The following is a 21603-nucleotide window of genomic DNA, read 5'->3' as shown; positions in this document are numbered from 1 at the left end:
CCGCCCGCAACTTCTGCCCAAGCCGCACCGCACTCGCAGCCGACACATCGAACCGTCGCGCAACAGATCGAACCGATTCACCCTGCACGACAGCCGCCGCAATCCGGCTGCGCAAATCCAACGAAAGTGACTTCGGCATTGCTGAAAGCCTCCCGCTAAAATCCATACGGAATCAGAAAACAACACAAAATGCCAGCCCCCGATTCCGTTACCCGCAGACAGACTCTAGCCATCAGGCGCCGCGACCGATCTCCCGGGTCCGATGCAGATAGTCTGCAAAGAGAGGAACCGTGAAATCGATATCCCCATGGGACGGGCTGTAGATCATGCCCTTGCGTATGATGCTGGACCGCGTCGGCCCGAGGCTCGTAACCGTCTCGCCCATACGCTCGGCGACGTCGCCCGATCGGTAAGGGCCGCTCCCCAGCTCCGCCATGCAGATGTAAAGATCTACCGATTGCACAGAGTTTACCGCCGTTCACCTCGCCGTCAAATATGGCGCTATAAACCTAAACACATCCATATAATTGGATAAACTCCATAAAGTATTCGGCTTACTTCAGGAGCTGATCCAGCCGCGCCTCTTCCTCCGCAGACAGCGGCACCCCCGCCACCCGCGACTGCCGACGGCCACGGGCGGCAAGCAGCATGGCGGCGGCGCCGGCGACCAGCAGCAGGACCGGCGTGCCCCAGAGGATCAGGGTCTTGGCCTCGAAGCGCGGTTTCAGCAGCACGAATTCGCCATAGCGCGAGACGACATAGTCGATCACGGCGGTGTCGGCGTCGCCGCGGGCGAGCCGTTCGCGCACGATCAGCCGCAGGTCCTTGGCGAGCTCCGCATTGCTGTCGTCGATCGACTGGTTCTGGCAGACCATGCAGCGCAGCTGCGCCGACAGCGCGCGCGCCCGCGCCTCCAGCGCCGGATCGGCCAGCACCTCGTCCGGGTTCACCGCCCATGCCGGCCCGAGCGTCGGGAGCGCGAGCATCAGGGCGACGAGCATCGTCCCCGCCATCCGCATGCCCGTGCGCGCCAGTCGGGCCATCGTCATTCCGCGGCCTCGGGCAGGCTACGGACCGGCTTTCGCGCCCGCGCGGGCGCGCCGATGCGCAGGCGTCGGTCGCTGAGGGAGACCGCGCCGCCGAGCATCATCAGCACAGCGCCGCCCCAGATGCAGAGAATCAGCGGCTTCCACCAGATGCGCACGACGACGCCGCCATCCGGCTGGTCGTCGCCCAGCGAAACGTAGAGCTGGCTCGCCCCGAAGCTCAGGATGCCCGCTTCCGTCGTCGGCATGCGCCGCGCGGTGTAGAGGCGGCGCGACGACCAGACGTCGGCGACGACGATGCCGGCGCGGCTGATGGTGAAATGACCGCGTTCTTCGGTGTAGTTCGGTCCTTGCGCCGCCTTCACGCCATCGAAGCGCAGCGCGTATCCGCCGGCCTCCGTCGATTGCCCCGGCGTCATCGCCAGGATGTGCTCGCTCTGGAACGCCGTCACGGCGACGATGCCGATGACCGTCACGCCGACGCCGGCATGGGCGAGCGCCATGCCGAAGCTCGAGCGCGGAAGGCCGGACAGCCGCCGCCAGGCGGTGCCGGGCGAAACCTTGCCGAGGCCGGAGCGGAGCACGAGATCCGTCACCGCGCCGCCGATCATATAGGCGCCGAGCGCGATCCCGAGCAGCGCCAGAACCGGCCCGCCGCCCTGCGCATAGGCGATGCCCGCGCCGACCAGCAGCCCGAAGGCGACGGCCGCAAACAGCCGCTGGCCGGCCGCCAGCACGTCGCCCCGCTTCCAGGCGAGCAGCGGGCCGAAGGGCACGGCAAAGAGCAGCGGCAGCATCAGAAGGCCGAAGGTCATGTTGAAGAAGGGCGGCCCGACGGAAATCTTGTCGCCCGTCAGCGCCTCCAGCGCCAGCGGATAGAGCGTGCCGGTCAGCACGGTCGCGGCAGCGGTCGTCAGGATGAGATTGTTGAAGACCAGCGCGCCCTCGCGCGAGATCGGCGCGAACAGCCCGCCCGCCTTCAGCCGCGCGGCACGGATCGCAAACAGCGTCAGCGCGCCACCGATGAAGAGAATGAGGATGACGAGGATGAAGATGCCGCGGCGCGGGTCGGTCGCAAAGGCGTGCACCGAGGTCAGCACGCCGGAGCGCACGAGAAAGGTGCCGAGCAGCGACAGCGAGAAGGTCATCAGCGCCAGCAACACCGTCCAGATCTTCAGCGCCTCGCGCTTTTCCATCACCAGGGCGGAATGCAGCAGCGCGGTGCCGGCCAGCCAGGGCATGAAGGAGGCGTTCTCGACCGGATCCCAGAACCACCAGCCGCCCCAGCCGAGTTCGTAATAGGCCCAGTAGGAGCCCATGGCGATGCCCGCCGTCAGAAAGCTCCAGGCGGCCAGCGTCCAGGGCCGCACCCATCGCGCCCAGGCCGCGTCCAGCCGGCCCTCGATCAGCGCCGCCACGGCGAAGGAGAAGCAGACGGAGAAGCCGACATAGCCGAGATAGAGCAGCGGCGGATGGATCGCGAGCCCGACATCCTGCAGCACGGGGTTGAGATCCTGCCCCTCGCCCGGCGCCGGCACCAGCCGCGCGAAAGGGTTGGAGGTCAGGAGCACGAAAAGCGCGAAGGCGGTCGCGATCAGCGCCTGGATCGACAGGACATGGGCTTTCAGGGTCGCGGGAAGATTGCCGCCGAAGAACGCGACCAGCGCCGAGAAAAAAGTCAGGATCAGCATCCACAGGAGCATCGAGCCCTCGTGATTGCCCCAGACGCCGGAGAATTTGTAGAGGAGCGGGATCGCCGAATGCGAATTGGCCCAGACGTTCTCGACGGAGAAGTCGGAGGTCACATGCGCATGCGTCAGCGCCGCGAAGGAGAGCGCCACGAGGATGAAGGTGGCGTAAGCCGCCGAAGTGCCGCTCGCCATCAGGCCCGCGTCGCGCCGGACGGCGCCGATGGATGGCAGCGCGGCCTGCAGCAGGCTGGTCGCCAGCGCCAGCACCAGCGCGTAATGCCCGAGTTCGGCGATCATCGGATCGTCTCCTGCCCGCCGAGCGAGACGCCCTGCGCCTTCAGCCGGTCGGCCACATCCTTCGGCATATAAGTCTCGTCGTGCTTGGCCAGCACCGTGTCGGCCACGAACACGCCGGCCTCGTTCATCGCGCCTTCCGCCACCACGCCCTGCCCCTCGCGAAACAGGTCGGGCAGCATACCGGTATAGGTCACCGGCACCTTGGCCAGCGTATCCGTCACGGTAAACGTCACCGTCGTGCCCGCACTGCGCTCCACGGAGCCGGTCGCCACCAGCCCGCCCAGCCGGATGCGCGTGCCCGGCGCAACATGCGCCTTTTCGAGATCGCCGGGAACATAGAAATAGGCCACCGCCTGGCTGAAGGCGAAGAGTACGAGCAGCACGGCCAGAGAGAGAAAGCCGACGCCGCCGGCGATCAGCGTCAGACGCTTCTGCTTGCGCGTCATCTTCAGCGTCATGGTGCTCTCCCCGTGTCGATGCCGAGTTCCGCCGCCAGCGCCAGCAGCTGCCGGCCGCCGTCTCCCGCGCGCGGAAAAGCGGCGAGCCCTTCGCGCAGCGCGCCTTCCGCCTTGGCGGTCTCGCCCAGCACCGCATAGGAGCGGATGATCCGCTGCCAGCCCTCGAGGTTGGCGGGATCGTCCTTCAGCTTGGCGGCAAGGCTCGCCACCATGCCCTCGATCATCTGTCGCCGGTCGTCCGTGCTCATCGTCGCGGCATCGGCGATCGCCGCGGCATCCGGCCCGCCCAGCCTGGCCGCGTCGGCGGGGGGTGCGCCACCCGCCGGCGCCAGCGCGGCGATGTGCTCGTTGACGAGCGGCAGCCAGGGCGCGCCGGCCGGCGATGTCTGCACGATCTCGCGAAACGCCGTCAGCGCCTCGGCCGCCTTGCCGTCCTGCTCCAGCCCCAGCGCGAGGTAGAAGCGGGCGCGCGGATCGTTCGGCTGCAAAGCCAGCGATTGCTCCAGCGCCGTGCGCGCCTCGGCCGCGACCAGCCCGCCGGAGCGGGCGATCAGGCTTTCGGCATAGCCGCCGAGCCGCTGCGGCGACGGGCCGTTGAGGCGGATCGCGTTGGAAAAGGCGGAGATGGCGTCGTCGAAACGGCCGCTGCGATAGTAGATCGGCGCCAGCACATCGTATCCGGCGCCGTCGTCCGGGTTGGCGGCCAGTTGCTTCTCGGCCTGCGCGATCAGGAGTTCGATGTCGTCGCCGGGATCGGCGAGACGCGCGACCAGCGGCGCATCGGGCAGCTCCGGGCTGCCGGTCGTCATGTACAGACAAAGCCCGACCACGGGCAGAACGACGATGACCGCGGCCTGTGCCAGCCGGTTGGCCCTGCAGGCCGAAGACGTCCCTTCCGGGCCCGCCGACCGTTCGGCCCTGGCGCTTGCGGCCAGCAGCCGCCGGGCGATCTCGGCGCGGGCGAGCTCCGCCTCCTCGGGCGGGATCAGCCCGTTGCGCGCATCCCGTTTCAGCTCGTCCAGCTGGTCGCGGTAGACTTCGGCATCATGCTGGCCGGCGACCATGCCGGGCGCGCCTGCGCGCAAAAGCGGCAGAAGAAGCAGCGCCGCGACGGCGGCGGTCATCACGGCAACGATGATCCAGAACAGCATGTCCAGTCTTTCAAGCCCTCACGGCACGCCCGACATGGCGCCCCGTCCTCCGGCCCGTCCATGATGTCGCCGCGGCAGACGGATCAGGCTCCGATGGCAGCCATACTATGGGCACAGCCGGGTTCCAATCGGCAAAGCGGGCATGACGGAAAATTGAGGTCCTTGCCGGCACGGCGACACCCGGCCCGGCGCCCGCCGACCGTCCGTGCCCGCGTCAGGTCAGCGGCGTCCAGGAGCCATCGGCGTTGCGGCAGGCGACGCCGCGCGCGACGTTGTCGGCGGTGCCCGCCGTCACCGTGTGGCTGTACTGCCGGCAGTTCTGCGAGCCCACCTGATAGGGCGCCGCCGCGACGACCGAGCCGCGCATGCCGTTGCCCTGCCAGACGACGGGCTGGCCGCCCGGAGCGGCCTCCAGCGCCCGGTACTCGGCCTCCAGCGCCCGCTGGCGATCCGCACCCGACAGCTTCACATTGGCGTTCTGGCCGATGATGCCGTTGCCCAGCGCCGCGATGAATGAGGACGATGCGCTCCCCCGCGTCGCCACGCCGCCCAGTGCGGCCGTCGTCGGCCCGGCGGACTTGGAGGCGCAGCCGCTCGCCGCACCCAGGGCGATGAGAAGCCCCGTCGTTGCCAGCGGGATCATGCGGGGGAAACGGTGTCTGTCTGTCATGCGCGAAGCGGATCCGGGTTTCATGGGCAAGCGTCGATGCGTGTATTTTGCATCGCCGCAAAACGCGGGCAACAGCTCATCGCGAAATAAGCAACCACCTCCGGTCGTTTCCCGCCGATGCGTGTCGAAAAAGCACGCCGCACCTCGCGCGGCCCGTCACGAGGCCGCCGGCAGCACCAGCGTCGCCTTCAGGCCGCCGATGTCGGCGCGGTCCATGGCCAGCGTGCCGTGATACTCGCCGGCGATTTCCCGCACGATCGACAGGCCGAGCCCCGTGCCCGGCTTGCTTTCGTCCAGCCGCCGGCCGCGCTTCATCGCCATGGCGATCTGTGCGGGCGCGATGCCCGGCCCGTCGTCCTCCACATCCACCGTAATCCAGGCCCGCCGTCCGGGATCGAGCCCCTGCACGCCCTCGCCCGAGAGATGCGCGGTGATCCGCACTTCGCCGAGCGCGTAGCGCGCGGCATTGTCGAGCAGGTTGCCGACGGTCTCCTCCACGTCCTGCTGCTCCATCGCCAGCACGAGGTTGGGCGGCGAGATCGTCAGAAGAAACGTCTTTTCCGAATGCAGGCGGCGCATCACGCGCACCAGCCGCTCCAGTGCCTGTTCCACCTCGGTGCGCGCCAGCACGGATTCGCGCTGCGCGGCGATGCGCGCCCGGTTGAGGTAGGATTGAACCTGCACCTGCATGGCGTCGGCCTGGCTGCGCACGAGCTCGCCATGCGGCGCCTCCAGCACGCGCGCCTCGTTGATCAGCACGGCGAGCGGCGTCTTCAGCGAATGCGCGAGGTTGCCCACCTGCATGCGCGCCCGCTCGATGATGCGCCGGTTGCTGTCGATCAGCGCATTGACCTCGCTCGCCAAGGGCTGGATCTCGCGCGGAAACACCCCGTCCAGCCGCTCGCTCTCTCCCGCCCGGATCTTTTCGAGCGACCGCCGCGCCTGGTCCAGCGGGCGCAGGCCGAAGAGGATGGCGAGCGCGTTCATGCCCAGCCCGCCGAAGCCGAAGATCGCCAGCGCCAGATAGAGATTGCGGTTGAAATCGTTGATATCGGCCTCGAGCACGTCGCGGTTGCCCGCGATGCGGAACCGCGCGGTTCGACCCTGAATGTCGAGCACCACTTCGGTCTCGGCCACCTCGACCTCGTTGCCGAAGCTGTCGAGCGTCGTATAGAAACGCTCGTAGCGAATGTCGAACGGCACGTCGTCGACGCTGACGATCGGCAGCTTGCCGGAGCCGAGCGAGGTCGAGACCAGTGGCGGCGTGTTGAATTCGCCGATCGGCTCGACAATCCAGTACCAGCCCGTCTGCGGCTGCGAGAACCTGAGGTCGCCCAGCTGCGGGCTGCCGGCCAGCACGCCCTTGTCGTTGACGACGATCGAGTTGATGACATTGTAGAGCTGCGCCCGCAGCAGGTCCTGAAAGCCGCGCTCCGACCCCTGCCGGTAGAGCGTCGAAATGACGACGCCGATCACCACGAGCGCCGCCGCCGCCCAGATGGTGGAGACGAGAAGAACGCGGGCGGTGAGGGATTGCAGCCGCAGCATCAGCCCCGCCGGCTTTTCACGGGCCGCGTCAAGACTTTTCCGCCATGCCATTTTCCGCGACACCCGGCGCCTGCATGCGGTAGCCGAGCCCGCGCACGGTCTCGATCAGGTCGTTGCCGATCTTCTTGCGCAGCCGGCCGACGAAGACCTCGATCGTGTTGCTGTCCCGGTCGAAATCCTGGTCGTACATATGTTCGACCAGCTCGGTGCGCGACACCACCTGTCCCATATGGTGCATGAGGTAGGAGAGCAGCCGGAATTCGTGCGAGGTCAGCTTGAGCGCGATGCCGTTGACCGTCGCCTTGGAGCCCTTGGTGTCCAGCCGCACCGGGCCGCAGACGATCTCGGACGTCGCATGGCCCGCCGCGCGGCGGATGAGTGCGCGGATACGGGCGAGCACTTCCTCGACATGGAACGGCTTCGTCACGTAGTCGTCGGCGCCGGCGTCGATGCCGGCGACCTTGTCGCTCCAGCGGTCGCGGGCGGTGAGGATCAGCACCGGCATGCGCCGGCCGGCGCCACGCCATTTTTCGAGCACGGTGATGCCGTCCATCTCGGGCAGGCCGATGTCGAGAATGATGGCGTCGTAGGGTTCGCCCTCACCGAGATAGTGCCCCTCCTCGCCGTCGAAAGCCTGATCGACGACATAGCCGGCCTCCTTCAGCGTGTCGGTCAGCTGCCGGTTGAGGTTCACGTCGTCTTCGACCACCAGAATGCGCATCAGATCCCACTCTCCGTCTGTCCGTCGTCACGGACCTTACCGGGCAAGCCCGGCAGCATTGCGTTCAGTGCCCGGCCCCGCCATCCGATGCAAGAGCCACGGTCGGCATGAGGGGCATCGGGGCCGATCTACATCGGCACCCGCATCGTTACCTTTTTCGGCCGTCCGCCATTGCCGGGAATGAGCACCGTCACCACGCATTGCCCGTCGGAGGTCATCTGCACCGACAGGAGGTCGCCGCCGGTCTGCTCGACCACCTGCGAGGCCGCCGAGCTGCAGTCGCCGGAAACCGGCGCGACCTGCAGGGCGTCCACCTCCGCCACGGCGGCACCGGCCCCGCCCCCGGCCCAGGACCCGAGAGGCGCCGCCGCCGTCGGCAGCGGAAGCACCATCAGGCTTCCGGCCAGGCTTCCGGCGAGCATCGCGATGATCAGCGGTGACGGCATGAACGCACTTTCGCATTTCCGAGGTGTTGCGTGTGTATTAGGGGTCCCTGCCTGAATGGCGAATGAATGCGCGACTTACGCCACTTTCTCCGCTCCGGATCAAGCCCTGATCCGCCGTCCGATCGAAGGTTGCGCCGTCCCCGCGCGCAATTCACAGAGACGATCCGCCCGTCCCGCCTCACACGGCCAGCAGCGCCTCGCCCGCAAGCCCGAGCGCCACCACCTGCCCCCGCTGCCGCACCCGCACCGACAGCTGGCTCTGCCGCGCGCCGAAATCCGCGATCTCCTGCGCCAGCGGATAGGCGAGCGCGTTCGTGGTCGTGTCGCTCGCGCGCACCACCTGCGTGCCTGAGAGGATCTCGACACGGTAGGCCTCCACGGGCTCGTCGAGCGGCGTTTCCCCGTCGAGCCAGGCGTCGGCGGAGGCGCGCGCGCAGCGGATCCACCCGAGCGTGAGGTTGCCGGCCGCATCCCGCCGGGCGCTCAGATGCACCGGCGCGAGCGGCGTCTGCGCGCGCAGGCCGCCGGCAAAGCTCACGGTCTCCGCCGCACCGGCCGGCCGGCCCCGCCCGCGCCCTGTCGAGAATCGCCCCCATTCCCGCCACCTGCCCGCTCGTCAGCCGGCCGCCGAACAGCGTCCGGCGGACGGTGGCGAAAAACACAGCCCTGTCCATCCGATGATCCCCTCTTCGCCGGCACAGGCCGACGCCTGGTTGTCACGAAAAATGCGCAATACAATCGATTTAAGAAAACTAAATCGTTTAAACCTCTTAAGGCACTGATTTACTTTTTGTTTAGGCTCTGCCAGCGTAAATCCAGCAGGCGGGACCGGCCACTCAAGGTCGAATTTAAAAAACCAACAGGGAGAGACGGCATGACCTCGACAGAAAAGACGCAGACCCAGACCCGCGAAACCATTCCGCCGCATCTCCTCAGCCGCATCGAGAACGAGTGGCAGCAGATGCGCACTGTCGCCGTCGCCACCCCGCGTGCCGAAGCCCGCACGGATGCCCGCCCCGCCGCGACCGCGCGCGACTGACCTTCCGCCCCGCGGCCTTGTCCGCGGAACCTTTGTGCCCAATGTGCGTTTTTGTCGCACTCAACCGTCGCGTTAAGGAGAGACCATGACCGTCAAGACGATTTCCCAGAGCCTTTTCGAACGCTTCGAAAACGAATGGCGCCAGATCCGCACCACCACACCCGCCCCCGCCAAGCCCGCACCGGCCGGCGCGAAATAGGCGACCGAGGTCGGTTCGAGAGGGACGAGAGGCGCACACCGGTTGCGCCTCTTTTCGTTTGCGGCACGCGTCGGGCCAGCGCGAGCCAAGAGGGTCGTTCTCCGTCAGATCTCAGGAGCGAGCAAGACAAGAGGGTCGTTCTCCGTCAGATCCCAAAGCCCCTCATCCGCCTGCCGGCACCTTCTCCCCGCAGGCGGGGCGAAGGAGCACGCGGCATCCCACTCGCCCCCCATCATGAGCCTTTGCGAGAGACAAACGCGAGCGGCCCGCCCCAGGTCCCTTCGCCCCGCGCGCGGGGAGCCAGCCCCAGGTCCCTTCTCCCCGCGCGCGAGGAGAAGGTCGCGGCAGCGGGATGAGGGGCCGCCACGCCCGCAACGCCCCATCAACCGCCTCGAAAACGAATGGCGCCAGATCCGCACCGCCACACCCGCCCCCGCCAAACCCGCACCGGCCATCGCGAACTAGGCGACCGAGGTCGGTTGGAGAGGGACGAGAGAGACGAGAGGCGCACACCGGTTGCGCCTCTTTTCGTTTGCGGCACGCGTCGGGCCAGCGCGAGCCAAGAGGGTCGTTCTCCGTCAGATCTCAGGAGCGAGCAAGACAAGAGCGCTGTTTTCCGTCAGATCCCAAAGCCCCTCATCCGCCTATCGGCACCTTCTCCCCGCAGGCGGGGCGAAGGGACAGGCGGCTTGCACTCGCCCCCATCATCAGCCTTTGCGAGAGACAAACGCGAGCGGCCCGCCCCAGGTCTCTTCGCCCCACGCGCGGAGAGCCAGCCCCAGGTCCCTTCTCCCCGCGCGCGCGGAGAAGGTCGCGGCAGCGGGATGAGGGGCCGCCACGCCCGCAACGCCCCATCAACCGCCTCGAGAACGAATGGCGCCAGATCCGCACCGCCACACCCGCAAACACCCGACACCGTCACACCATCCGCAACCGCGGCTCGCCCCCGCCCTCCAGCATCAGCGCCGTCAGCGCCCAGACCAGCGCATCCAGCCGGTCCGGCGACCGTCCCGACGAGAGCCCGTCCGCGCCGAAGTCGCACATCTGGTCTTCCAGCGCCGGAAACGCCCCGGCATGCACCACGCGGCCCTGCTCGTACAAGGCCGCCACGGGTTCGGCCCGCAGCCACTTGCCGCGGCTGGCGCGCACGGTGGTGATCGGCAGGCGGGCGTCGATGCCGCGCAGGACGGCGGCCACCATGTCGCCGCCCTGGTTGATTTCGGCGACGATGCGGTCGGCGTCGAAGCGGCGGAAGGCGCGGACCACGGCCGCCGCCCAGCCGGCGGGGCTTGCGCCCTCCACCGAGCAGTCCGCCAGCACCACCGCGCGTCCCCGCCCGTCGATGCCGGCCACCACGATGCCGCAGCAGCTGTCGGCCCCCGCACCCGCCGGCGGATCGACCGCCACGACGATGCGGCCGAGCGGGCCGACATCCCGCAGGGTCAGCGCCTCGATCGCCGCCCGGTTCCACAGCGCATCCTCCCGATCGGCGATCATCTCGCCGTCGAGTTCCTGCCGCCCGAGCCGCGTGCCGCCATAGCGCCCATCCATCGCCTTGAGAAATCCCGGCGCCAGATTGCCGGCATTGTCCGTGGTGCGGATGCGCCGCAGCACCGTCGCCGGATCGGCGGCCAGCGCCTTGAGGATGGGGATCGGCCGGGGCGTCGTCGTCACCAGAATGCGCGGGTCCGGCCCCAGCCGCAGGGCAAACTGCAGCATGTCGAAGGTCGCCTGCGCATGTTTCCATTTTCCCAGCTCGTCGCACCAGGCATAGTCGAATTGCGGGCCGCGCAGGCTTTCGGGGTCCTCGGAGGAGAAAATCTGGGCGATCGTCCCGTTCGGCCAGACCAGCCGGCGGCGCGAGACCTCGAAGTCCGGCCGCTGCCGCGTCGCTACCCGGCAGATGCCGGAGATGCCGTCGATCATCACCTCGCGCGCATCGCCCAGCGTTTCCGCCACCAGCGCGATGCGCAGGCCCGGCCGGGCGCCGGGGGCGGTCGCGAGATCCTGCACCCAGTGCGATCCCGCCCGCGTCTTGCCGGAGCCGCGGCCACCCATCAGCAGCCAGACCCGCCAGTCGCCGGGCGGCGGCCGCTGCTCGGGCCGCCCCGTCAGCCGCCAGTCGGAGGCGAGGCGCGCGAGAAGCACCGGCGAGAGACCCCCCGCCGCCGCCGCCGCGAGCCAGGCCGCAAAACCGCTGGTCTGCGTTCCGCCGTCCCCTTTCGGAGAAGAGCCCGCCCCGCCCAGCCGAACCGACCCGTCACACGCCCTCGTCGGCCCCTGCCCCGCACCGGACCCACCCGTCGGCAAAACCGGGGCTGGCGCGGGCGGCTTGGCAACGGCACCCCCGGCGATCATCGCGGCCAGTCCGGCACTGGCGGAACCGCCGCCATCACTCGCCTCCGCCATGCGCCGCCGCAGGTCGCGCAATTGCGCCATCCTGCGTTCCCAGTCTTCTTCGACCCGTGTCACACCATCCTCGAAACCCGAAACGATCACCACGAACCGCGCCCACATCGCCGCATCGATCCGCCGACGCCGCGCGGCCACCGCCGCATCGCGCTCATCCGTAGGGCGCAAGGGGGGTGCCGTCTCGGCAGACGGCGGGCATGGAATCGTCGCCAGCCAGAGCCACAGCGCCGGCTGCACCTGCGTGCCCGCCCCCTCCGTCCCCGCCCGCTCCGTCCCCGCGTGCTCTGTTGTCGCCCGCGGTATCGCGCTCGCCGCCGTCGCGCGCCGGCGCCGTCTCGAACGCCCGGCCACGCTCGACAGCGCGCTGCTCGACCAGAGCCTCGATTTTGTCGAGAAGAGATTGGTAGCCCGCATCGTCCAGTGCCTCCGCGTCCCGCCGTTCCCGGTCCTGCGCCAGCGTGCGCTGCAGGCTGTCGATCTTTTCCAGCGTCCGCACGATCAGCGACATCGCCTCGATCGCGGCCTTGGCATCGGCCTGCGCCGTCTTGCGGTCGATCTCCTCGCCGGCATCCGCCTGCCGGCGGTCGGTCTGCTGGCGCAGCATCTGGAACATCTGCATCTGCTCGCGCAGTTCCCGCGTCATGCCGTTCAGCATGTCCACCAGCTCCTCGCCGGCGGGGATTTCGGCCGCCTTGCGGTCGAGGATCAGCCGGAACGCGTCATCGAATGGCTCGCCGTCCAGAGCCGGCGCCAGACCAGAGGCGCCCAGGCCATCGGCGCCCGGGTCATAGACGCCGACACCATAGGCATATGGCGCCGTCCACGCGCCGAACAGCGCCGGATCGTAGGTCCCGTCGGTCATCGCATCGTCCTGTCGTGAAAGAAGAAAATCCCGGAATGAAAAAGGCCGGCTGTGGGCCGCGGCCCCGCCGCATCCGCACATTTCCGACCATACGCAAAACCTACAGGAGGACCGTCACGCCGTCAAGGACTATTTTCCTAGTTCGGGAAAATAATCAGAATTCCGATGTCTCGCCGCCATCGGTCGGCCAGTCCGCGAGGTAATATTCGAAGTCGTCGATATCGACGTCGTCCTCGCTCACCGTGCGTCCGCGCGCGGAAATGCCGGCGGCGTGCACCGTTTCCGGGTCGCCGGAAACCAGCGGATGCCACCAGTAGAGGTCGCGGCCGTCGCGCACGAGGCGATAGCCGCAGGTCGGCGGCAGCCAGGGAAGCTCGCGCACCTGCTGCGGCGTCAGCTGGATGCAGTCCGGCACGGTCGCCTGCCGGTTGGGGTAGTCGCGACAGCGACAGGTGTCGCCGTCGAGCAGCGTGCAGCGAATCGAGGTCCAGGCGATCTCGCCCGTATCCCAGTCCTCGAGCTTGTTGAGACAGCACAGGCCGCAGCCGTCGCAGAGGCTTTCCCACTCCGCGCCGTTCATCGTCTCCAGTGTCTTCGTCTTCCAGAAAGGGAGGTCGCCCATGGATCCGTTCCGTCGTCTTTGCCCGCTTCGTCTATACCGGTGTGCGGCGCCGCGCTAGGTAAGTCTGTATTTCCGGAATTTTAAGGCTGTTGCGACATATCCCCGTGGAAGGGCAGGTCGCCGCGTGGCAGTATAGCGCCATCCCGCGCGAAAAAAGCCTGCTTTCGCCAGCAGCCTGTGCGACATCGAAACACCGCGCGAGAGTGAGGACGGTCCGAAGCGTTGACAAGCCCGAGCGACGACATTCCCGACAACACACCACCGGAGGGCGCCGCGTCCCCCGGCGGCCCGGCCATGCCGCCTCCGGCGGAGCTGCCGAAGAAGCGCCATATCCTCCTGCGCATCGATGCCTTCATCGATTCCACCGTCTGGCACACCGGTTTCCGCCTTGCCGAATGGTGGGAAGACATCACCATCTTCTTTCGCCGGTTTCGCGTGCGCGGCTGGAAACGGGCGGTGTTCGAGCTGCTCGGCGAAGGCATGACCTGGGGCACGGTCGGGGCCGTGGTGCTGCTGGCGCTGGCGCTGCCCGCCTTTCAGGAAACCAAGGGCAACTGGCTGGCGCAGAGCGATTTCGCCGTGACGTTTCTCGATCGCTACGGCAACGAGATCGGCCATCGCGGCATCATCCACGAGGACAGCTTTCCCGTGGACGAGCTGCCGGATACGCTGGTCAAGGCGGTGCTTGCCACCGAGGACCGCCGCTTCTTCGACCATTGGGGCATCGATTTCCTCGGCCTCACCCGCGCCATGACCGTCAATGCGCGCGCCGGCGGCGTCGTGCAGGGCGGGTCGACGCTGACGCAGCAGCTCGCCAAGAACCTGTTCCTGTCCAACGAGCGCACCTTCGAGCGCAAGATCAAGGAAGCCTTCCTGTCCGTGTGGCTGGAGTGCAACCTCTCGAAAAAGGAGATCCTGCGCCTCTATCTCGACCGCGCCTATATGGGCGGCGGCACCTTCGGCGCGGCGGCGGCGTCGCAGTTCTATTTCGGCAAGGCCATCACCGATATCAACCTGGCCGAAAGCGCCATGCTCGCCGGCCTGTTCAAGGCCCCGGCCCGCTACGCCCCCCACGTCAACCTGCCGGCCGCCCGCGCCCGCGCCAACGAGGTGCTGACCAACCTCGTGCAGGGCGGGCTGATGACCGAGGGACAGGTGGTCGCCGCACGGCTTCATCCGGCTTCCGTGGTCGATCGCGCCGAGGTCACGGCTCCCGATTTCTTCCTCGACTGGGCCTTCGACGAGGTCCAGCGCATCGCCGCCCCCTTCGCCCAGCATTCCCTCATCGTGCGCACCACCATCGACATGGGCCTGCAGCAGGCGGCGGAGGACGCGATCGAATCCAGCCTGCGCCAGTACGGCGAAAGCTACCGCGTCAAACAGGGCGCACTGGTCATGATCGAGAACGGCGGTGCCGTGCGCGCCATGGTCGGCGGGCGGGATTACGGCGAGAGCCAGTTCAACCGCGCCACCAAGGCGCTGCGCCAGCCGGGCTCCTCGTTCAAGGCCTATACCTATGCCGCGGCCATGGAAAAGGGCATGACGCCGGAGACGACGATCAGCGATGCGCCGATCACCTGGGGCCGCTGGTCGCCGCAGAACTACGGCCGCAGCTTCTCCGGCAAGGTCACGCTGCTCAGCGCCATCGCCCGCTCCATCAATACGGTGCCGGTGCGGCTCGCCAAGGAGACGCTCGGCATTCCGCGCATCGTCGAGCTTGCCAAGGCCTTCGGCGTGGAGACGCCGATCCGGCCGGACAAGACCATTCCGCTCGGCACCTCCGAACTCACCGTCATGGACCAGGCGACCGGCTACGCCGTCTTCCCGGCCGGCGGCCTGCAGGCGCGCCGCCACGGCCTCAGCCAGATCCTCAACTACGACGGCGACGTGCTCTACGATTTCAACCGCGATGCGCCGCCGGCCCAGCGCGTGCTCAGCGAAAAGGCCACGGCCTCGATGAACTACATGCTGACGCAGATCCCGATCATCGGCACGGCCCGCAAGGCCGCCCTCGACAACGGCGTCGTCGCCGGCGGCAAGACCGGCACCACGCAGTCCTACCGCGATGCCTGGTTCGTCGGTTTCACCGGGGATTACACGGCCGCCGTCTGGTTCGGAAACGACGACTATACCTCGACCAACAACATGACCGGCGGCTCCCTGCCCGCCATCGCCTTCAAGCGCCTGATGGATTACGCCGAGACCGGCATCGACCACCGCCCCATCCCCGGCATCGCCCCGCCGGTGGCCCCGTCGAAGAAGGAGAAGCCCCCTGCCGCGGTCGCCAAGACCGAGGAGAACGCCCTTCCCCCGCTCGTGCGCCCCCGCATGCTCTCGGGCGACGTCACCCGCCTCCTCAAATCCCTCGCCACCCGCTTCGAAACCGCCCCGCCGCTCGAAAGCACCCCCGGCAAAGTCGCCAGCGCCACCCCCGAACCGGCGCCCGACGCCGCCAGCAACTGACGCGATGACGATGCGCGTCCTCGCTTCTCTGTCAAACCTGCGGCAGCCCCTCACCCTAACCCTCTCCCCGCATGCGGGGAGAGGGGACGTGTGCCGCGCGACCTCTTTGGTCACGGCAAACCCGCGCCGCGCGTCTCTTCTCCCCGTCAGAACGGGGAGAAGATGCCGGCAGGCAGATGAGGGGCAGCTGCAGCGCGCGCGTTTCAGCGGGTTAGAAACGAAAGACCCTCTCTGCCCTGCCGGGCATCTCCCCCACAAGGGGGGAGAAGACTCGGGGCGGGCCTCTCGCCCACTGAAGAGACGTTCTGGACAAGAGCTGGGTGCATCCCCGGAGTCCTCTCCCCCCTTATGGGGGAGATGGCCGGCAGGCCAGAGAGGGTCTTCCTTTCTGGCGCCATCCTCCCCGCGCCACCCCCGACCCTCCTCGCCAAAAAGCAGCCAGTCCTGATGTTTCGCGTGCCCTTTCTCGTCGCACTCGCCTTGTGCGTCGCCTTCGGCGGCGGCATTGCCGTGAGCCTGTCCGCGCTCAAGGCCTCCACCGGCTTCGGCTCCATCCGCCTCGGGCCATGGGTCGCCTATCCCAATGCGCAGACGGCCGATACCGACCCCTATGCCAAGGCCCACCGGGCGCGGGCCGGGCGCTTGCTTTACGGCAAGGCCGAGGGCATGCGGTTTACGGCGGACACGGACGATGCCGGCCGCGCGCTTTCCGGCGCCTGCCGCTACGACATCGTCGGCAACACGCCGCCGGCGCGCTTCTGGACGCTGTTTGCGACCGACACGGCCGACCGGCCGCTGACGGCGTCGGAGACGCTGCCTGTCGCGCTCAACGCCTGGAGCGTGCTGCGCGCCGCCGATACGTCCTTCATCATCCATGTCGCGCCGGATGCGCAGGCGGACAACTGGCTGGCGATCACCGAGCCCGGCCGTTTCCGCCTCGTCCTCACCCTCCTCGACGCGCCGACCGCCAATTCCTCCGGGGCGATCGAACTGGTCATGCCGAAGATCATCGCGCGGGGGTGCGGCGATGCGTAGCCTTCTCTATGCCGTCCTCGTCGGGCTCATCGGTGCCGCGCTCTTGCACATCGTCATCGTCCTCGCGCTGCCCCGCTTCACGGCGGAGGATGCCTATAGCCGGGTGCTCGGGCTCTACGAGATGGACAGCTTCTTCCCGCTGACCTCGGCGCCGGGGCCGACGGGTCTGTCCAACGACGATCCCTATCTCCGGGTCGCGGTCTGCGGTTTCTCGGTGCTGGGCGGTCCGGTGCGGTTTACGGCGTCGGGCGACGTGCCCTTCTGGTCGCTCGCCATCTACGATTCCGGATCGAACGAAATCTTCAGCATGAGCGATGCGACGGCGGTGAACGACCGGGTGGATGTGGTGGCCGCGACGCCACTGCAGCTCGTGGAGCTGCGCAAACAGCCGGCGGACACCATCGGACAGACCATCACGGTCGAAATGCCGGAAGACGAAGGCTACGCCGTCCTTCGCGCGCTCGCGCCGCTCGGCAGCTACGAGGCGGCGGCCAGCACCTTCCTCAGCGAAGCGGGTTGCGAGCCCCTGTCCCGATAGGGGCCTTGTCCCGGGCGAAACCGTCGCGCCATGGCAGCGCCGGATCGCGCGGGGAAAAAGAATGTCTGCGGATTCAGTGTTTCTGGGTCGAGCCGTTCAGCGGCTTGATCGCGGAAACGCCTGTGGGAACCTTGGGAAGGGTCACGCCGTCCATGCGCTCGTAGCGAATGCCGGTGAAGAGCAGGATCGTCGCGTCCTGGCGTGTTCCGCCAGCGTTCATCTTGCGACCGCCGCGGTGCTGGCGGTCCTGAAGTCTGATTACATCTGCCATTCTCGTCTCCAATGAACGGGATGAGACGGATGAACTTGAAACAGATTTCATCCTGCCCTCGTCGGGCTGACGCTTCACCGACCCGTCGGGGTCAGCCATGAGCGCCGTTCTCGTTGCTCCTTCTTCCGGGTGATTCCGGATGTATTTCGGTTCATACTGCGAGGCATGCGGTTCGTTCGAAGCGTGTCTGCCCGCAAGATGATTGGGCCACAGCTTAGTAAACAAGGTCTTAACTTTGGATACCCCAAACCTAGCGATGGAAAACATCCCGAAAACCTGCCGTCCGCCCGTTGAAACCCATGATTCGCATGAAAACGTCTTCGGCATCTCCCGGAGCGCCCTGCGCTCCAGTCGCCGACAGCCGCAATCTCCCTCACGGACATTGCGGCTGAATGGCAGTGCGTCCTGACGACGCGCGTGCGGTCTTAGCGGCGGGCGAGAAGGCCCAGCACGAAGGAGACGCCGGCGATCGTCAGCAGCGTGGTGACCGGTTCTTCGCGAACGCGGTCGCGCAGGCGCTCCGTCAGCACTTCGGCTTCGGACTGGACGACGGCCTTCGCGCCGCTGCCGATGGCCGAGACCGAGTCGGTCAGGCGGGCGATTTCGGCACGCAGATCGGAGATCTGGCTGTCGAGGTCGCTCTTGGCAACGCTGGCTTCGACTTCGGCTTCTGTGCTGGAAACGGTGGCGAATTTCTTATCGATCATTGTCCGGGGCTCCTGTTCGAACTGCCGCTTTAACGGCCGGTGGTCGATTTTGTTCCCCGCCTTGCCGAAACACCCCCCGTTTCAGGAGGCTGCCCGCGCGGACTTCAGTGCCGAAGCCGCGCGGACGCCGGAGTCCGAAAACGCCCGTCCTCCTCGTTCAGGATCCGTTCAGGCCGGGCGGCCTAGGAACAAAAACAGGCAGACGCTGTTTTCTGCTTCGCCACATCTCGTGTGAGGGCGTTTTTCCGGGCCTACCCGATCCTGCCTGCATGACGACCTGCCTTGGGAAAGGACCTTTCCCGGCATGGTCGATCGATACGGCTCCGCCCGTGTCGCACAGCGGACGGAGCGGCGGGACGGGCGGACGATGCCATCATATGGGCGTGTTTTACCGTGCTCAATATCATTCGGCACGGTCTGCCAGCCACCCGCCCGCAGGCCCGAAGCCGGAAAGCTACTGGAGGACCCTAGAGTGTATTCCGTCAAATCCATCCTGTCCGGCATCGCGCTCGCCACCACGCTGCTCGCGCCGGTCGCGGCCAGCGCTGCGGAGGGCTTTGCCACCGCCAATGTCAACATGCGCTCCGGCCCCAGCACGCGCTACCCGGCCGTCGTCGTCATTCCCGTCGGCGCGCCCGTCGAAATCCATGGCTGCCTTGCGGATGCCAACTGGTGCGACGTGTCCTTTTCGCGCGGTCGCGGCTGGGTCTCCGGCTCCTACGTGCAGGCGGAGTACCAGCGCAGCCGCGTCTATGTCGCGCCGCGCTACTACCGACCGCTCGGCATCCCCACCGTCACCTTCGAACTCGGCAATTACTGGGATCGCAACTACCGGAACCGCGACTTCTATCGCGACCGCGAATACTGGCGCGGCGGCCCGGACCGTTTCGAACGGGACCGCGATCGTCCCCGTTTCGACCGCGACCGGGACCGGGACCGCGCCCGCTTCGAGCGCGACCGGGATCGGGACCGCTTCGAGCGGGACCGGGACCGCGATCGCTTCAACAATGACGGCCCGCGTTTCGACCGCGATCGCCCCGACTTCGAGCGGGACCGCAACCGGGACCGCGACGGCAATCGCGACCGTCCCCGCTTCGACCGCGACAATGACGGCAACCGGGATCGTCCGCAGTTCGACCGGGATCGCCGCGACAATGATCGGCGGGACAATGACCGTCAGAATTTCGACCGTCGCGACAATGGCGACCGCCGAGACAACGACAACCGTCGCGACAACGACCGGAACAACCCCGATCGTGGCGTTCTGGAACGGCCCAACCTCGACGGCGGCAACGACAATCGCCGCGACCGCGATCGCGACCGCCGCGGCGCCTGCGAGATCGGCGAGCCCGGCTGCACGCTGTAAGCAGCCGCTCCCCATCGCATGAGACAACAGGCGGCGCCGGCCACGGCGCCGCCTGTTGCGTTAAATGAGAGCACCTCCCTCTCCTCCGTCATGCTCGGGCTTGTTCGGAGCTTCTGCTGTCGTCGCTGCAAACTCCATGGTTCTCCAGATCGCGGGCCGTGCAGCAGATGCTCGGCACCCGACGCTGGAATCGATCAACCGGGAAACGGTCTCACGGCGGCCCCATCCGCCCGCCACCCGCGTGCAACCAAGCCTTGCGGGCCCCTGTCACACATCACCCAATACCTGCCCCAGGATCGCACGCCCTTAAGCCGATGTTAACCACGTCGGCATAATCTCCGTCGCATGGCGCGCTCGTTGCCATCGCCGGGACACCTGCATCGCGGATTCCAGACACGTCAAGGCCTTGCGCGGCGACGTTCAGGAGACGTGTGAGCGGAAAACGGTGGCACGAGGCCTGCGCCCTGAACGCGGGCAAGGGGTGCCTTGCCGAGGGATGCGTCGGTGTTTTGCGTATGAGGTGGACGTGTGGCGAACCGGTTTCGTGATTTGGAAAGACCGCAGAACGGCCGCGTGAAAGACGCGGTGCTGATGGCAACGGTGTCGAGTTTCGAAGGGCTTCGCCAGCCGCGATCCTCCGATCTCAAACAGTTCTGCGAGCTGTTCGAGCCGCTGTTTGCAGCCTCTAGCGACGAGGCGCGCCGGCAGGCGGCAGCGGCCCTTGCCAGAAGCCCCCATGTGCCCCCGTCCGTCGCCCTCCAGATCGGCAGCGCCCCCATCGCCATCGCCGCCCTGTTTCTCACCCGCGCCGTCTCGATCGAGGAGCGCGTCCTCCTCGACATCATCCGCAACCAGAGCCCCTCCCACGCCAATGCCATCGCCCGTCGCGAGAACCTCAGCGTCCGGGTGGTCGATGCCCTTGTCGAGCGGCGCGACAGCACGCCCCGCCCGGCGGCCTCCGTGCCGGAGGCGGCGCGGCCCGCTTCACCCGCTCCTCCCGCCGCGAGCGCCTCGCTGGAGCGCGAGGAGCGCCTGCGCGCGGAGCTGAAGGCGCTTGCCCGCACCGCCGGCCAGCCGCTGGCGGCACCTGCGGCCCCACCCCGCCGCCCGCTGGTGGCGCTCGACGCCACGCATGAAGCACTCCTCGTGCGCTTCTCCCGCTCGGGCGAGGTCAATCTGTTCGCCGCGACCCTGTCGCATGCGCTCGACTGCTCGGCCGTCTTCGGGGAACGCCTCGTCCTCGACGTCTCCGGCTGGCAGCTGGCCGTCACCCTGTCGGCGCTCGGCACGCCGCGCGCGGAAATGGTGCGCATGCTTACCACGCTCTACCCCTATCTCGGCGAACGAAGCGGCGCGGGAACGCGCTGCGATGCGCTGCTCGACGGGATCGACCCGGTCGATGCGAAGACCCGCGTGGAAGGCTGGATCGCCGCGGACGATGCGCGCCGCGAGGGTGGCCGCAGCACCGGTCCGCGCCACGCGCCGATGCTCGGCCCGGAGCGCGCGGAAGACCCGCGCCAGCCGGCCGCCTACCCCGCCCCCGCCAACCAGACGCAGCAGATCGCCTCCACCTTCTACCGCCGCAACCTGACGCGCGGGGCACGCTGACCGGTCTCAGACCAGGTGTCAGCCGTCCGGCGTGATGGTTTCGAAAAGATCGGAAACGTCCTGCGTTTCCAGCTCGACGATCCAGCAATCCGGATCGAACCGGATCTCGCGGGCGAGCGCCGCGTCGATGGCGTTCGCATCGGGCGACGAGAGGCGGCATTCGAACAGCCGCCCGCCCTCTTCCTCGGCCGTCACCAGGCTCTGCGGTGCCGGGCCGAACAGCGTTTCCTGCCCGTCCCGGGTCCGCTGGCGGATAAAGATGGCCCCCGCCGCCTCGGCCCCCTTGCGCAGCACAGCCGCGTAGTCGCCGCGCGAAAAGACGCGCCGGGTGATGGCGGAAACGAAGATGTCGGAACGCAGGCGCATGGCCCTGCATAGCGCGGGCAAAGGGCGGCGTCTATCGCTGCCGGCACAGGCGGTTAGGAGCGGTATTTTCCACCGCTTCGCGAAGCG

The 21603-nt window shown here is 67.7% G+C and carries 22 protein-coding genes; 6 read left to right on the top strand and 16 right to left on the bottom strand.

Annotated elements, in window-relative coordinates; translation table 11 throughout:
• The 10 genes from LRX75_RS23440 to LRX75_RS18555 all read right to left on the bottom strand — a co-directional run.
• On the bottom strand, positions 1-139 hold a 139-nt coding region (locus LRX75_RS23440; protein ID WP_420851161.1), incomplete at its 3' end, for a helix-turn-helix domain-containing protein.
• Between the two features lie 415 nt (positions 140-554).
• Complete coding sequence (locus LRX75_RS18595) at positions 555-1013, bottom strand: cytochrome c-type biogenesis protein (RefSeq protein ID WP_231816167.1); 459 nt, start codon at positions 1011-1013, stop codon at positions 555-557.
• Positions 1014-1045: 32 nt separating this feature from the next.
• Positions 1046-3034, bottom strand: a complete 1989-nt coding sequence (locus LRX75_RS18590; RefSeq protein WP_231816148.1) for a heme lyase CcmF/NrfE family subunit — start codon at positions 3032-3034, stop codon at positions 1046-1048.
• Positions 3031-3480 carry a cytochrome c maturation protein CcmE gene (gene ccmE, locus LRX75_RS18585; protein WP_231816166.1) on the bottom strand — a complete coding sequence of 150 codons (450 nt, stop codon included), beginning with the start codon at positions 3478-3480 and terminating at the stop codon, positions 3031-3033. Before ccmE ends, LRX75_RS18590 begins: the two co-directional genes overlap by 4 nt.
• 8 nt (positions 3481-3488) lie before the next feature.
• A complete protein-coding gene (ccmI, locus tag LRX75_RS18580; protein ID WP_231816147.1) occupies positions 3489-4643 on the bottom strand; it encodes a c-type cytochrome biogenesis protein CcmI in 1155 nt (384 codons plus the stop codon).
• 214 nt (positions 4644-4857) lie between these two features.
• Positions 4858-5286, bottom strand: a complete 429-nt coding sequence (locus LRX75_RS18575; protein WP_231816165.1) for a hypothetical protein — start codon at positions 5284-5286, stop codon at positions 4858-4860.
• Between the two features lie 183 nt (positions 5287-5469).
• Positions 5470-6858, bottom strand: a complete 1389-nt coding sequence (locus LRX75_RS18570) for an ATP-binding protein (protein ID WP_231816164.1) — start codon at positions 6856-6858, stop codon at positions 5470-5472.
• A 31-nt stretch (positions 6859-6889) separates the two neighbouring features.
• Positions 6890-7582 carry a response regulator transcription factor gene (locus tag LRX75_RS18565; protein ID WP_110799759.1) on the bottom strand — a complete coding sequence of 231 codons (693 nt, stop codon included), beginning with the start codon at positions 7580-7582 and terminating at the stop codon, positions 6890-6892.
• A 128-nt stretch (positions 7583-7710) separates the two neighbouring features.
• Positions 7711-8028 carry a hypothetical protein gene (locus tag LRX75_RS18560; RefSeq protein WP_231816146.1) on the bottom strand — a complete coding sequence of 106 codons (318 nt, stop codon included), beginning with the start codon at positions 8026-8028 and terminating at the stop codon, positions 7711-7713.
• A 178-nt stretch (positions 8029-8206) separates the two neighbouring features.
• Positions 8207-8566, bottom strand: a complete 360-nt coding sequence (locus tag LRX75_RS18555) for a hypothetical protein (protein ID WP_231816145.1) — start codon at positions 8564-8566, stop codon at positions 8207-8209.
• Between the two features lie 336 nt (positions 8567-8902).
• On the opposite strand from LRX75_RS18555, the gene LRX75_RS18550 reads away from it, so the two are divergent.
• The gene (locus tag LRX75_RS18550; RefSeq protein ID WP_231816144.1) at positions 8903-9067 is read left to right on the top strand and encodes a hypothetical protein; all 165 of its coding nucleotides are present in this window, start codon (positions 8903-8905) and stop codon (positions 9065-9067) included.
• Between the two features lie 1117 nt (positions 9068-10184).
• Here the strand turns inward: LRX75_RS18550 and LRX75_RS18545 are convergent.
• From LRX75_RS18545 to LRX75_RS18535, 3 genes are all read right to left on the bottom strand, one after another.
• A complete protein-coding gene (locus LRX75_RS18545; RefSeq protein ID WP_231816163.1) occupies positions 10185-11675 on the bottom strand; it encodes a DNA-packaging protein in 1491 nt (496 codons plus the stop codon).
• Positions 11676-11829: 154 nt separating this feature from the next.
• Positions 11830-12540: a hypothetical protein gene (locus LRX75_RS18540; RefSeq protein WP_231816143.1), complete on the bottom strand. Its 711-nt coding sequence runs from the start codon at positions 12538-12540 to the stop codon at positions 11830-11832.
• A 154-nt stretch (positions 12541-12694) separates the two neighbouring features.
• Positions 12695-13162, bottom strand: coding sequence for a YcgN family cysteine cluster protein (locus LRX75_RS18535; RefSeq protein ID WP_113150161.1), 468 nt, complete (start codon positions 13160-13162; stop codon positions 12695-12697).
• Positions 13163-13456: 294 nt separating this feature from the next.
• On the opposite strand from LRX75_RS18535, the gene LRX75_RS18530 reads away from it, so the two are divergent.
• The 3 genes from LRX75_RS18530 (at position 13457) to LRX75_RS18520 (ending at position 17198) form a co-directional block, all read left to right on the top strand.
• Positions 13457-15625, top strand: a complete 2169-nt coding sequence (locus tag LRX75_RS18530; RefSeq protein ID WP_231816162.1) for a transglycosylase domain-containing protein — start codon at positions 13457-13459, stop codon at positions 15623-15625.
• 447 nt (positions 15626-16072) lie between these two features.
• Positions 16073-16660: a DUF1214 domain-containing protein gene (locus LRX75_RS18525; RefSeq protein WP_231816142.1), complete on the top strand. Its 588-nt coding sequence runs from the start codon at positions 16073-16075 to the stop codon at positions 16658-16660.
• On the top strand, positions 16653-17198 hold the full coding sequence (locus tag LRX75_RS18520; RefSeq protein WP_231816141.1) for a DUF1254 domain-containing protein: 546 nt from the start codon (positions 16653-16655) through the stop codon (positions 17196-17198). Before LRX75_RS18525 ends, LRX75_RS18520 begins: the two co-directional genes overlap by 8 nt.
• 73 nt (positions 17199-17271) lie before the next feature.
• On the opposite strand, the gene LRX75_RS18515 is transcribed toward LRX75_RS18520, so the two are convergent.
• Complete coding sequence (locus LRX75_RS18515; RefSeq protein WP_231816140.1) at positions 17272-17469, bottom strand: hypothetical protein; 198 nt, start codon at positions 17467-17469, stop codon at positions 17272-17274.
• A 425-nt stretch (positions 17470-17894) separates the two neighbouring features.
• The gene (locus LRX75_RS18510; RefSeq protein WP_092932722.1) at positions 17895-18176 is read right to left on the bottom strand and encodes a hypothetical protein; all 282 of its coding nucleotides are present in this window, start codon (positions 18174-18176) and stop codon (positions 17895-17897) included.
• Between the two features lie 472 nt (positions 18177-18648).
• Between LRX75_RS18510 and LRX75_RS18505 the strand changes: the two genes are divergently transcribed.
• Entirely contained in the window at positions 18649-19542 is an 894-nt protein-coding gene (locus LRX75_RS18505) for an SH3 domain-containing protein (RefSeq protein WP_420851230.1), read from the top strand.
• Positions 19543-20115: 573 nt separating this feature from the next.
• On the top strand, positions 20116-21150 hold the full coding sequence (locus tag LRX75_RS18500; RefSeq protein WP_231816139.1) for a DUF2336 domain-containing protein: 1035 nt from the start codon (positions 20116-20118) through the stop codon (positions 21148-21150).
• Between the two features lie 18 nt (positions 21151-21168).
• On the opposite strand, the gene LRX75_RS18495 is transcribed toward LRX75_RS18500, so the two are convergent.
• Entirely contained in the window at positions 21169-21516 is a 348-nt protein-coding gene (locus LRX75_RS18495) for a DUF1491 family protein (protein ID WP_231816138.1), read from the bottom strand.
• Positions 21517-21603 lie beyond the last annotated feature (87 nt).

The sequence above is a fragment of the Rhizobium quercicola genome (assembly GCF_021168455.1).
GTDB classification, from domain to species: domain Bacteria; phylum Pseudomonadota; class Alphaproteobacteria; order Rhizobiales; family Rhizobiaceae; genus Ferranicluibacter; species Ferranicluibacter quercicola.
Note: the sequence above shows the minus strand (reverse complement) of the source record. Positions and strands in the feature narration are given on the sequence as shown.